The sequence below is a fragment of the Bacteroides sp. AF20-13LB genome (genome assembly GCF_003603065.1).
In the GTDB taxonomy this organism is placed as follows: domain Bacteria; phylum Bacteroidota; class Bacteroidia; order Bacteroidales; family Bacteroidaceae; genus Bacteroides; species Bacteroides uniformis.
In genome coordinates this window covers 56,301-68,997 of the sequence record NZ_QTMH01000005.1, presented here as the reverse complement: position 1 = coordinate 68,997, position 12,697 = coordinate 56,301, and the positions used below count along the sequence as shown (strand labels likewise).

At 55.2% G+C, this 12,697-nt stretch carries 9 protein-coding genes; all 9 read left to right on the top strand.

All coding sequences use genetic code 11. The annotated features are described in order from the left end of the window. Nucleotide 1 precedes the first annotated feature (1 nt). The 9 genes from DWX62_RS06760 to DWX62_RS06720 all read left to right on the top strand — a co-directional run bounded on the left by DWX62_RS06760 (nt 2) and on the right by DWX62_RS06720 (nt 12,619). Complete coding sequence (locus DWX62_RS06760) at nt 2-1,312, top strand: hypothetical protein (protein ID WP_018665661.1); 1,311 nt, start codon at nt 2-4, stop codon at nt 1,310-1,312. 135 nt (nt 1,313-1,447) lie between these two features. Continuing rightward, nucleotides 1,448-6,214: a hypothetical protein gene (locus tag DWX62_RS06755; RefSeq protein ID WP_117677916.1), complete on the top strand. Its 4,767-nt coding sequence runs from the start codon at nt 1,448-1,450 to the stop codon at nt 6,212-6,214. A gap of 49 nt (nt 6,215-6,263) precedes the next feature. After that, nucleotides 6,264-6,557, top strand: coding sequence for a hypothetical protein (locus tag DWX62_RS06750; protein ID WP_018665659.1), 294 nt, complete (start codon nt 6,264-6,266; stop codon nt 6,555-6,557). Beyond that, the gene (locus DWX62_RS06745; protein WP_018665658.1) at nt 6,557-6,880 is read left to right on the top strand and encodes a hypothetical protein; all 324 of its coding nucleotides are present in this window, start codon (nt 6,557-6,559) and stop codon (nt 6,878-6,880) included. Before DWX62_RS06750 ends, DWX62_RS06745 begins: the two co-directional genes overlap by 1 nt. Before the next feature lie 87 nt (nt 6,881-6,967). After that, nucleotides 6,968-7,669, top strand: a complete 702-nt coding sequence (locus DWX62_RS06740) for a hypothetical protein (RefSeq protein WP_018665657.1) — start codon at nt 6,968-6,970, stop codon at nt 7,667-7,669. After that, nucleotides 7,662-8,594 carry a hypothetical protein gene (locus DWX62_RS06735; RefSeq protein ID WP_018665656.1) on the top strand — a complete coding sequence of 311 codons (933 nt, stop codon included), beginning with the start codon at nt 7,662-7,664 and terminating at the stop codon, nt 8,592-8,594. The genes DWX62_RS06740 and DWX62_RS06735 overlap by 8 nt, the downstream gene beginning before the upstream one ends. Then, nucleotides 8,591-9,484 carry a hypothetical protein gene (locus tag DWX62_RS06730; RefSeq protein WP_117677915.1) on the top strand — a complete coding sequence of 298 codons (894 nt, stop codon included), beginning with the start codon at nt 8,591-8,593 and terminating at the stop codon, nt 9,482-9,484. Before DWX62_RS06735 ends, DWX62_RS06730 begins: the two co-directional genes overlap by 4 nt. After that, nucleotides 9,474-10,040: a hypothetical protein gene (locus tag DWX62_RS06725; RefSeq protein ID WP_008860779.1), complete on the top strand. Its 567-nt coding sequence runs from the start codon at nt 9,474-9,476 to the stop codon at nt 10,038-10,040. The genes DWX62_RS06730 and DWX62_RS06725 overlap by 11 nt, the downstream gene beginning before the upstream one ends. Next, nucleotides 10,037-12,619, top strand: a complete 2,583-nt coding sequence (locus tag DWX62_RS06720; protein WP_118261700.1) for a hypothetical protein — start codon at nt 10,037-10,039, stop codon at nt 12,617-12,619. Before DWX62_RS06725 ends, DWX62_RS06720 begins: the two co-directional genes overlap by 4 nt. Nucleotides 12,620-12,697 lie beyond the last annotated feature (78 nt).

Below are 12,697 nucleotides of genomic sequence, written 5' to 3'. Positions count from 1 at the left end.
TATGGCAATCAAAGTAGCACGCGGACAAGTCACCATCATCGACCAGAATGATGCTGTCTCCTTACAGGCGTTTATCGGTTCCTCGCAACCGCTGACCCAGGTATTCAACAAGGATACCGGCGCGTATGCCCCCTCGTGGGCGGCATCCCCGTACCTGATATTGACCCCTTCTCTGTTTGTCAGCGGCAAGGCGGCCGTAGACCAGATCTCATCCGTCGGCAACGCGGCGACATTGACAGCCGGTGTCAAGAGCGGTTCCGCCAAATGGTACAAGGACGGCACGGTCATAACTTCCGGACAGGACAGCTGCACGATCGGCGCCGCTTCCGCCAAATACGCCCTGACCGTCAAGGCAAACCACATGACCGTTTCCGCCCCGCAGGTACGGTATACTTTCGAGGCAATCTACATCGATGCCAACGGGCTGGAGATTCCTTTCCGTGCGGAGGTACAGTTCACCCAGCATCTGAACGCGGGGGCGATGATTGCCGCCGTGGCTTATGCCCCCGACGGCATTGTCTTCAAGAACGATGAAGTGGCTACGCTCAAGGCGCACTGCGACCTGTGGCGGGGCGCCACCATCGATACGACCAATGTGACCTATGCCTGGGGCATCAAGGACTCTGCGGTATTCGCCAACACGACCCTTACAGCCGAGGCAAAAACCGGTGCGACCACCGTTACCGTCGCTTCCGTCACCAATATGGAAGCCGGGGGTAAAATCTCTATCGGGTCCGTGCAGTACACCATATCGGCAGTAAGCGCTTCAACCAAAGTGGTAACGCTGACTTCGGCACTCACGGGAACCAGCGCTTCTGGCAGTCCGGTATCCTGTCCGTATTACAATGCAATGCTGGGGGCCGGATGGGCCTGCCTGACTTCCGCCAATCCCCGTGGAGTGACGGCAGGCTGGACCACGAACGAGATTACCATTACGGCGGATGCCGTGCTGAATTTCGAGACATTCAAATGCGCCATCAAGGATACGGATACATCAGCGGGCAACAGTTCGGCAAACAAGGTGGTCTGCGATATCATCTCGTTCACGGACATGTCGGACCCCATCACGGTGGATCTTGTCAGCCAGAAAGGGTTCACGATAAAGAACAACGGCAACGATGTCGATGCCAAGGCGGTACTGTACCGCAACGGAGAGGAACTGGATGCGAACGGCACAGCCTATACTTATACATGGAAATTGTGGAACTCGGCCGGAACATCGGTCATAAAGACCTATACGGGAAAATCCATCACCGTATCGAAAGCGGATGTGACCGGCAAGGGCGTACTCATGTGCGAGGTATCGAAATAATATAGAAACGTTATTGATTTTAATGGACGGTGACCGGTATGAATCGGTCGCCGTATTTATTGAATGGCAATATTCTTATTTGTGACGGCAACCTGCTACCATTCTTTTGGCCTATACTTTCCGTAAAGAGCATATATGGTAAAGACACTGGTCGCCCGGGGGCAGGCGACAATCCACATACAGAAAGACGGCTATACCATCAGCCAGTCGCTCGGAGAATATGTCTTCCCCGCGGATGCGGACGGGAAGATACCCTCCGCCGTATCCGTCACTTCCACCATCCAGGTAACGCTCGGGGATTCCGATTTTTACGGATTCTCCATCGGACCGGTTGTCAAACCTGCCGGGTTCTCTTCCATATCCGTCAACAACAGCAACAAGACCATTACCTATAACATTGCGGCGGGTACGGCCACGCTGGCCGACCATGGTACGGTTTCCATTCCCGTCATCATATCCGGAGCTACCTATACCCTGTCATTTGTCTGGTCGAAAGCCAAATCCGGTACGCCGGGAAAAGACGGTGCAGATGCCTCCATGCTCGACTGGGTCAAGGAGTGGAACACGGGCAAGACACTTATCAACAACAACACGGTCATTACCCCGAAACTGTTCACCGGCATCAAGAACAGCGACGGCACTGTTTCCGGTATCGCCATCGGTTCATTCCCACTTTCCGTAAAGACAGCTTCCGGAACGGTTACTGTCGAAACTGTCAACGGCATCTATGGCTTCAAGGACGGTTACAAGACCTTCTACGTGGACAACGGGGGCAACGTGCAGTTAGGCAACGGCAGCCAGTCCATCAAATACAACGCTTCCACCGGCAAAATCGAGTTCGGGGCTGATGTCAGCCTGAACTGGGCCGGTGCGGCCTATATCGATAAGGACGGCATCTTTACCGGAAAACTCTCCGCCGATACCGTGAAAACGTTGCATCTCGATGCCACACAAATCACCTCGGGCACGATTTCAGCTTCTCGTATCGACGTGGCCTCCCTGAAAGCCTCGCTCATCACCGCCGGAAACATCAATGCCCTGACCCTCACGACCACCAAGGGAAGCATCGGAGGGTGGAGTATCGACAGTGACAGCATCTATCGCGGAACGAAGAAGAATGCTGCCAATACCTATACGGCGGCATCCGGATCGATGACTGTCGGATCAACGGGTATCCGTGGCTATAAATGGCGTCTTGAATCGACGGGAGCCGGTGCGGTGGCGGGCGGCAATATCGTGTGGGACGCTTCCGGAAATGTTACTTTCGCCGCTTCCGTTTCCCTTCAATGGACAGCCCCGATTGATTCCATAACCACCGCTCTGGGTGGTAACACCTACCCCAAACTGACCAAAATCACCGCGGCAGGTATTTATACCGGGAGCATTACCGCCGGTCAGATTACTGCCGGTACCATTTCCGCCGACCGTATAGCGGCGGGCAGCATCAATGCCTCCAAACTGGATACGGCCAGCGTGAAAGCCTCGCTGGTTACGGCAGGCAACATCGAAGCCCTTACGCTGAATGTCACCAAGGGCAAGATTGGAGGCTGGATGATCGGAGCGACGGCATTGAGCGGCAGCCATATCCTGCTTGACAGCGGGAACAGGCGCTTGGTGGTCTATGGATTGAACTCCAGCGCGACAGCCGGACAACGGGTACAGCTGTATTATGGCAGCGACAGTGATTTCGGGCTGTACGCGACCAACAGCGCGGGGGCATGTATCGCCCGTCTCGGTTCACAGAACAATATCGCCGGGTGGACGATAGATGTGTCTTCCATCCGGAAAGGCAACGTGGTGTTGGGCGGTGACGGTTCGATAACGAACGGTACAAAATGGAAGCTGAACAATGACGGCAGCGGTCAGATCGCTTCCGGAAACATTTCGTGGGATGCAGCCGGGAAAGTCTCGTTTTCCCCCGCTGTCTCCCTGCTGTGGAAAAACGACATAGAGGCGGCTCGGAAATCCAATTACGGCTATCCTTACTACCATAAGATTGTCATCAACGGAGAGGAAGACGTGTATTATCCTGTCATTTTCAAAGGCGGCGAGCAAACCGTCAAGCGGGATATCCTGATCCGTCGCGGTTATAGCGAGCAGGCTCCTGACAGTTGGAACACCTCCACCCATAAAGGCGGATTGATCCTGCTTGTCAAGGCCAATTTCGGCGGTTGGGGCGGTATCGCCTATTCTTGGGACATCTACGAGCTTTCCGAGATGTACTGCCGCATGTTTGCCGGGGCCGCCCTGTGCGGTAACAACTGCATGTTCGCCGTGTTCCTGCGTGGCGGCGGGACGGGCGGTGCGGTCTACCATATCTATTCCGACCAACCGATCGTCAGCAGTGCCATGAGCCCGTCCCCCATACCGGCGGCTCCCCAAATCGCCTATAACTCGGATTTGATTTTCCAGAGCGGTTCCACGAAAGCGAACGCCCCGGCTCCCCGTACGCTGACCGCTTCCGTGGAGGAAGAGATACGGCGCAGGCGCTTTATCGCATTGGCGCAAGGCAGCGACAGTACCCTTGCCGCCCATCCGTTGACTTATATCGGCTCTACGGGAATTTACACCGGAACATTGACGGCGGCGCAGGTCAATGCCGTCAGCATCAACGCATCCAGCATCAAGGCCGGGACACTCTCGGCTGACCGTATTGCGGCGGGCAGTATCAATGCCTCCAAACTTGATGCGGCCAGTATCAAATCCTCGATCATCAATACGGCCTATATCAACGGTCTGAGCTGTACCTTCACCAAGGGGAAAATCGGGGGCTTTACCATCGGGAGCGACAACATCACCGTCGGCAGTGTCGGAACAGCCGGTGCCATACCCTTGCAGATCCGCTCGGCATCAGCCGGAAGCGGTTACTGGTACACGGGAGGGTACAAACCATTGGGCATTACGCTGACCTGGCATCAGAGCAGCAATGCCGGCCATATTGTCTTCGGACAGATTGCGGCAAGCGGGAATACGGTCAAGACCGGATTCATCGGCATACAGATGATGTCCTGGGACCATCTGGAATACTTCTGCCTGTCGGCCAATTATACCAAAAGCGGAGCGAAGGAGGTCTATAACCGCATTGCTGGGTGGGCATTCGACCATAACCACATCTGGAAGAACAACATCTCGTTGGGCTCGGACGGTTCGATCACGAACGGTACAAAATGGAAACTGAACAACGACGGCAGCGGGCAGATTGCGGGAGGTAATATCTCATGGAACGCTTCCGGTTCCGTTATTTTCGCCTCTTCCGTGTCTGCCCAATGGACGACCGGAATCACGACCGCCCAGGAACTTGCCTCGGCCATGGCGTTCGGCAAGATGCTTTACCGTGACCCCACTTTCTGGAAAGGGAACAACGGCACTGCCGTCTATAACAATTCCGGTAACGGCATGGTGACGATTACCCGGGAGCAGGACACGGCCGCCCCCAATGACAGCAAGTACGTACTGAAGATACAAACCAAGGGTACGGCCAGCCCCGGCAACGGGGGATTCTATTTCGGAACGACTTGCAGCTCGCGCAAGGTACTGGTCGCCCGTATCATCGCCAAGATACCGGCCGGACGCAACATCTGTTGGGCGACCAACAGCATCGGCACAGGCGGCTCAAGTCGCTGGCTCACCCCCACGGCCGGTACGGGAGACTGGAAGGAGTACATCTACAAGGTCGTCTGCGGGACCTCGAATTTCTCCAGCACCCATTACTTCTATATCGACGGGGCACAGGGAACGGCTTCCACCCCGCTGACCTGGTATGTGGCCTATGCAACGGTCTTTGACCTGACATCGACGGAAAAATATACCACCACCATTGACGCTAATGGGGTATACACCGGTACCGTGAAGGCGAACCAGATAATCGTGGACAGTGCGTTGGTGGTTGGCGGAAGTTCCTATAACGGAAGTGTCTCCGTCAGGGATGCGAACAACGCTGTCAAAGTGACCCTTGACAGGACAGGCATCACGGCCGTGGCCGGTAAGATCGGCGGGTGGGCAATCGGAACAAGCTCGCTTACAGCATCCGCCCCAAGTTCCGGACACCGCATTGTCATCAGTGCATCCGGCTATATCTATCATGACAATCCTTCCTCGGGAAAAGATTACTGGGGTCTGAAGACTGACGGTTCCGCCACGTTCGGATGCGGGAAGATCTCGTTTGCAGCTGACGGTTCCGGGTATCTTGCCAACCAGAATATCAAGTGGGACGCCGGCGGTAACGTGACCATGACCGGAACGATCAATGCCAACGCCGGGACCATCGGGGGCTTTTCCATCGGTCAGGGACGTATCGGCTCTACCGCTTCGGGTAGCGGTTCCGGGGGTGGACTGGCCATTTACAATGACCTGTTCCGCGTGGGAAACACCACCTCCTATGTCCTTTTCGGGGCGAACACGTTTCCGGCATCCACAGGTGGTACATGCGCCACCGGCAGAATCGTGAACAACAAGTATAATTCATACCTGAACAACTACGGGCTGTATATCGAGGTAAAGAATGGATACAGGAATTATGGTGTGTGGTCCAACGCGGCATTGGTCGGTCCTGCCGCCATAGGCATCAAGATGAAGACCGTATATTTTACGGGCTCCGGGTATTCCATTGACTTCTCCGCCGCCAACATCTTCTGCATCTATGCCAATGCCACCTATAATGTCAGCCTCCCCAGCGCATCGTCAGTCGCGAGCATGTTCGGGTATTCGAGCCTTCCATCGGATTTCGCTTACGTGTTCACGTTGTTCTACAGTTATAACTGGGGTGGACACGTGAATATCATGAATGTGAGGAACCAGAACGGGGGCACGACAAACTACGGTATGGAGAGAGGGGATTCACTGACCCTTCTTTGCTGCAACTACCCGTCATTCCACTATCAGGCATTAAATTACAACAGCTAGTAACCGGAATCCATAGCCTTGCCCTATACTTATTAAAAAGCCAAAGCGTATGAACATTACCAACATCACTGTCACCAAGACCGCTGAAGAAAAAACGGAGAACGCCTCCTATGTATTGGAGTATTCTATTGTCAATGACGAGCTGAACCGTCTTCATGTTTCCGTGAATGAGAAGGAAGCCGATACGGAAGGGAACATACCCCCCGTCGGGATTATCTACATGGAACAGGGGAACATCTCCTGTAATCTTCCCGCTGGAAGGGAACTGGGTCCCATATTCCGGGATTTCGACAAGATGCAGCAATATATCCGTGAAAGTATCAATCCTAAAAAAGAATCATAATGGAACTGAGTGTCAAGGACCGCCTTTACCTGCCGACCTTCCTGCCGGCACGTGGCAACTTTAAGGAATTCAACCTCAAAAAGGAAATCCTGCGTAAAATCGCCATCGGTGACGAGGAACGTAAAGCCATCAACCTTCGTGAAAATGCGGAAGACAAGCGTATCGAGTGGGACGTGGAGAAAGAGCATCCCTTGGAGGTAGAGTTCTCCGCCGACGAGATGGCCTACCTGCAAGCCGCCTGCGAGAAGATCTCGGACGAGGAACTGCCCGACGATATGTGGGGCACCGTGGAGGCGATTTATAACGAAATCTCCAACGCATAAACCGAAATTTCTGTCTGCCGCTACTCTTTACACAAAGAGTACCCCGGTCGTACTCTTGGGTGCGGCCGGGATTTTTATATCAACACCATGGCCAGAGAGGATATCATAATGGATGCCGAATACGGGGAAGTGGAAATGTCCGGACGGGTTGCCGGAAAGACTTTCCATAACTTCCGCCTGCTTGACAGCGTGGAAGATGCCGACAATGCGGACTTCCGCCACGGGGAGATAACCGTACCGGCGGACTTCCTCTCATCGTATAGCGATGCAAAAGGTATTCATATCCGTATTCCCTATACGCCCGACAACCGGTTATTGACGGTACGGATTGCCATGGAAAGCGGGTCCGGCGGCGTGGAATATGTGCGTTGCGCAGCCACCAGCAAATGCTGGTTTCCTGTCATGCAGGAATATGGTGACGGGACGAGGCAGGCGGTGACCCTGCCTTCGCTCTATGCCTTGAATGAAGACGGCCTCTATAACCTGCTGATCAGGGAAGACTGCCTGGTTGTCTACAGCGGCGAGGAGACGGACTTCGGGATCGGAGCCTCCAAGATGCAGAACGGGACATTCCTGCTCAAGGCCGTGGCCGGCAATCTCTACCAGCATCCGACTACCGGTGTGGGGCTGATAGACTTCCTGCACTCCAACATGGAGAACAACGGTCTGGCTGCCAAACTGCAGGCGGAGTTTGGTGCGGACAAGGTCGTCATCAAGAACGCCTATATAGACTCGGCAACGGGAGAACTGTTGCTGGAAACCGAGGAGAAGGAGGACAACCATGGGTAATTACCGAGTCATCACCGGACAAAATATCTATGATGTCGCCCTGCATCTGTACGGGAGCATCGAAGGGATTGTGGACCTGCTTATCAACAATCCGGGTCTTTCACTGGAAACGGAACTCCGCACCGGGCAGGAATTGACCTATACCGACGGATTCATCATCAATGCCGATGTGGTCGCCTATAACGAGATGCACGGCATTGTACCCTCCAACGGTGAACGACATGTCTATCCCAAACATTTCACTTGCCCGCAGACGGCCGTTTTTTCGTTGTCAGCGGCACTTGTGTCCGTGCAGTGCGAGGTTTCCGGAACGGGAACGTTGGAAATCGACTGGGGCGATGATAGTGCAGCGGAAACCGTCATTCTCGGCCATATACCGTACACGCTACACCATACGTTCGACAGCCGTGTGCGCCACAAGCGCAAAATCCGATGGTTTGCCGATGCCTCGTTCCGCCATATCGACTGGAGCGGCATGACCCCTTCGTCCGTCATCCTTCTCCGTGAGCTGCATGTGGAAGAACTGACGCTCCGGGGGTGCACGCTTGCACTGGACGGTTTCCGGATTTTGTCGGGCACTTACCGGATAGACCTGTCCGGAAGCATGGTATCCGACCTCTTGCCGCTCATCGAATGCCGTGGTCTGATGGAACTCGACCTGTCGGAGGTGCGAATCAAACCGACCGTATTGGACAAATACCTGATGGCTATCGTGGAATGCTACGGCAACCGGCGTAACTGCCGGATGACACTGCCTGTTTCCCCGACGGGGACTTACAGGGAGCCGGACCGGGACGAAACGACCGGACGCTACCGTATCATATCGGGTATGGAGGCCATATGGGTCATCCTGCATGAGGAGAGCTGGAACGAGGGCGGAGCCTGGGAGTTTATCATCGACAATAAAACTTATACAGTGGAATGAGCCGTACGATCAAGGAAATATACAACGAGGCCGTTGCGGAACGCAACCAGAGGCTGGAGCTGGCAGAGTTTGCCAGCGACTCCAAACTGTCCGTCATGAACGGCATCCTGTGGGTAGTGGCGGCAGCCATATACAGTTTCGAGACCCTGCTGGATGTCTTCGCGGTGGATATTTCCGAAGCCATCAACGGGCGTATCAACGGTACGCCTGCCTATTATGCCAACGCCCTGCTGCAGTACCAGCAGGGAGACGAACTGACGGTGCGGGAAGACGGGCTGGCGTTCGGCTATCCGAATGTCGACGAAACCAAACGCATCATCACACAGGTATCGTATGTGGAGAGTACCGATGACCGGAACCTGGACAGCAAGCTGATCCTGAAAGTAGCTACCGGCACGAAAGGCAACCTTTCCGCCATACCGCCTGAAGACCTGGTACCCATCAATGCCTATATCGGCAAGTTGAAGTTTGCCGGAACACGGGTGGAGGTCATCTCCACCAAGGGCGATGTGCTGATACCGCGCCTGACGGTCTTCCATGACGGGGCCGTACCTGAATCCGAGGTATATGACGCCATCGAGGAGCAGCTGAACGCCTATATGATGGAAATCGACTTCGATGCCGCCGTCTATGTCTCCCGTCTGACGGATGCCGTACGTCGTGCGGAACATGTGACCGATGTCCATATTGACGAGAATGCGGTACCCGAACAGGGAATCTTCATAGCCAGCCACGATACCGACGGCCATATCCGGCCCCCGCAGCGTGTCGCCCGCATGACCCATACCGCATCGGGATACCTGAAAGAATCATCCGGCAAGGACGAGGAGGCCGGCCTGCCCAACTTCCGTGAGGCCATCATCCTGAAAATAGAAAACCATGAGGTATAAGTTATCCATAGACCGCACCGTAAACCGCCTTGTCCCGCACTATCTGTCGGGACGGAAATTCATCCTGTTCGTGCAGAGCTGCCTCTACCCGCTGCAACGCACCAACGAGTGGTTCCGCAGTTTCACGAGGGAACGGCACATCGAGGCGCGCATGACCTCACAGGTCATCTATTTCGAGTGGTTCCTGAACTACCGGTTCGGTAAATACATCAAGGACGGCAAGGACCGCATCTTCATCAAGGACAGCACGAGTGTCGGTGTGGACCTGTACCACGAAGGGGCGGAATACCAGCGTCCTTTCACCGTATGGTACAACGGGGAACAGGTTACAACGGACAATGAGGCGGAACGCCCCCGTCCGTTCTACCTGCTGGCGGAAGAGAAGCTGATCAACAAGGTCAGCTTCATGGTCTGCGTCCCGCCCGTCACCATACCTCCGCGGGAACTGGTCTATATGCTTTCCTATGTGGTGAACACCTATAAGACAGCAGGCAAGACCTACCTGATCAAGATCGACGAAGACGAATACACCCCCAATAAGAATACAGGACAATGAAAGAATATATTGCGGAAACCGGCGGACGGTATACCTACTCGGACGATATCCTGAACTTGCAGGAACTGGCTCTCAGCATGAGTGCCGTTTTTGACGGCTGCTCGGACTTCATCATCTCCGGATGCGAGATCGAGGGTCCCCGCGTCTCCCCGGGTTATGTCTGGCTCGGCGGAAAGGTACGCCGTTTCGACGGCTGCGCCGATGCTGTCTATCCCTATTATATATACGAAATCAACCGGCATGAATCGGTGGTCTACGCCAATGAGGTCAACAAGCGCGGGCGTACCTGTTATCTCTGTGCCGGAGCCAAGGCTGTCCCGGATACGGTCGATCCGGTTACTGACAAACTGCCGGCGGCCATCGAGGTGACGGAGAGCTATGCACCCCGGTTCATCGACAAGTTCTTCGGCCGCTATGCTGTCCTGCTCGATACACCTTTTGCCCGGCAGACCGTCAAGAAGGATCTGGTGCTGGCCGGAACGTTCACCGGGCAGAAAGAAATCAGCTCCAAGACCGCCGTCTCCGTCAGCGGCGGGAACGGCTACATGCTCAAAGGCATCGTCAAGGCGGACGGCCATGCCGCCATCGGTGCCTACCTGCACGGTCTGCTTGTCAACGAGATTGTCATCCGGACGGACGGCACGTTCAGTTTCATGAAACAAGGCAAGGAACTGGCCAGGGTTACGGAAGACGGCATATCCTGCGGTACTTCGCTGAATGAAAACGCCCGGATCGGGGCTGTCCGCATCAAGGGATACGACATCTATAACACCTCGGATGTGACGGATGAGGGTTGTATCCGTATCAATTACCACGGCACGGAGGGCGGCGGAACAAAATACCGTGACTTTGCCGTGCATGACGGAAAAGCCTGCACCACACCTGTTTTGAAAGTCATCGGGCGTACCGCCACCCTGCAGGTCGGCGGACTGCTCTCCCTGCAAAGCACCGGACGGGGTATCGATATTCAGAATACCGCCTATACGAAAGACAATGCCAGGCTGACAAACCTGATTACCTGGCGCGACAGTGCCGCCGCGCTGCTCGCCACCGTCGGCTTCGACACCGCTGACAGTTTCCGTTTTGCGCTGAGGAACGCTCTGGGCGACATCGTGCTTGCCCCTTTGGGAGCGGTGGATGTGCTCGGTACGCTTAAAATCAACGGAAAATCCGTGTCCGACACCTATGTGACCGTCAGGGCCTTTACGGAGGCGATGGGAAAGAAAGTGGATGTGGTAGAAGGCAAACAGCTCTCTACCGAAGACTTCACGACCGAATACAGGAAGAAACTGGCGGCTATCACTACCGGAGAACTGACGGAGGGCGGCGAAGGTTATGTCACATCGGGAACCGTCGCGGCGGCTTTGAAAATGAAACTCTCCGCCGACGGGAACCTTTCCGATGTCATGGACAAGGCTGCCGCCCGGAAGAATATCGATGTCTATTCCAAAGCGGAAGCCGGGGAGGTATTTCTGGAAATCTCCGAAGGATTGAAGGAGCTGGTGCGCCTGACGGCGGACGAGATCAGCGGGCTGACGGCAGAGGAAGCCGCCGAACTGAAAGCAAAGCGGCAGGCGGCCGTCAGGGATACCCTCGATGCCGAAAAGAAAGGTACCGGGGAGCTGAAACTGGCCAAGACCTCGAACCTGTCCGACCTTCCGGACAAGGGCAAGGCACGCAAGAACCTCGAAGTCTATTCCACGGCCGAGATAGACCGGATGATGGACGGCAAGCTCGGGACTGACTCCGCTTACGAGGGCATTGTCTTCACACCCGAACTCAGGGACAAACTGCTGGAAATCAAGACCGGTTCGTTCGCCTACATAGATGAAGGTGGCATTTCGCACGCGCAGGTCGAGGGATACGTGATGACCTCGCAGGTTGTCAGGGAACTCAAGAAAAAGGCGGAACGGCTGATGGGCGGCTACAACGCTTCCGAAAAGGATACCATCGCTACCAACCTGAACCTGTATACCAAGGCCGGGGCGGACGCCCGCTTCGCCGCGCTTGAAAACCTGTTCCAGGATTACATCGACTTTTTGACCGGGCAAGGAAAATCCCCCATGGAAGCCCGGCAGCTCCTGCGGAACAAGTTGGACGTGCTGTCCAAAGACGAAATCGTCAAGGACTACCTGCGCAAGGACGGCAAACTTTCCGACCTGTCCTTGCCGACAGCGGAGGCGAAACGGCAGGCCTGCCGCGCTATCGGTGCCGCCTATGCGGAAGAATACCAGCCCCTGCTGGCGGATACAGGATGGATACGGATGGAAAACAGCGGCTCGGGAACAGATACCCAGGGGCTGTTTGTCCGCCAGATCGGGAATATCGTGTCCATACAGGGGTATATCAATACCGCACGCAGGGACGGCAGCAACTGGGGCGGCATCGTGGCCGTCATCCCGAACAAGATACAGCCCCCGAGATACAGCGTGCGCTGCAGCGCCGCTGACTGGAACGATGACCACAAGTACAACCGGGGCTCCTCGTTCACCATCTACGGCGGTTCGCGCAGGATACAGCTTTACGAGCGCGGTATGTACAATGTCAATGTAGAACTCAACTTCACCTATTTTGTATAGTCATGAAACATAAACTCAATGTAAACGGCGATATCGAAAGCCGACGGAGGATTGCGGAGCGCAGGAACGCTCCCGTCC

What these genes read in the sequence shown, in the direction of transcription:
- DWX62_RS06730 (WP_117677915.1), top strand. Translation starts at nt 8,591, where the DNA reads ATGAGCCGTACGATCAAGGAAATATACAACGAGGCCGTTGCGGAACGC.
- DWX62_RS06760 (WP_018665661.1), top strand. Translation starts at nt 2, where the DNA reads ATGGCAATCAAAGTAGCACGCGGACAAGTCACCATCATCGACCAGAAT.
- DWX62_RS06720 (WP_118261700.1), top strand. Translation starts at nt 10,037, where the DNA reads ATGAAAGAATATATTGCGGAAACCGGCGGACGGTATACCTACTCGGAC.
- DWX62_RS06740 (WP_018665657.1), top strand. Translation starts at nt 6,968, where the DNA reads ATGGCCAGAGAGGATATCATAATGGATGCCGAATACGGGGAAGTGGAA.
- DWX62_RS06725 (WP_008860779.1), top strand. Translation starts at nt 9,474, where the DNA reads ATGAGGTATAAGTTATCCATAGACCGCACCGTAAACCGCCTTGTCCCG.
- DWX62_RS06750 (WP_018665659.1), top strand. Translation starts at nt 6,264, where the DNA reads ATGAACATTACCAACATCACTGTCACCAAGACCGCTGAAGAAAAAACG.
- DWX62_RS06755 (WP_117677916.1), top strand. Translation starts at nt 1,448, where the DNA reads ATGGTAAAGACACTGGTCGCCCGGGGGCAGGCGACAATCCACATACAG.
- DWX62_RS06745 (WP_018665658.1), top strand. Translation starts at nt 6,557, where the DNA reads ATGGAACTGAGTGTCAAGGACCGCCTTTACCTGCCGACCTTCCTGCCG.
- DWX62_RS06735 (WP_018665656.1), top strand. Translation starts at nt 7,662, where the DNA reads ATGGGTAATTACCGAGTCATCACCGGACAAAATATCTATGATGTCGCC.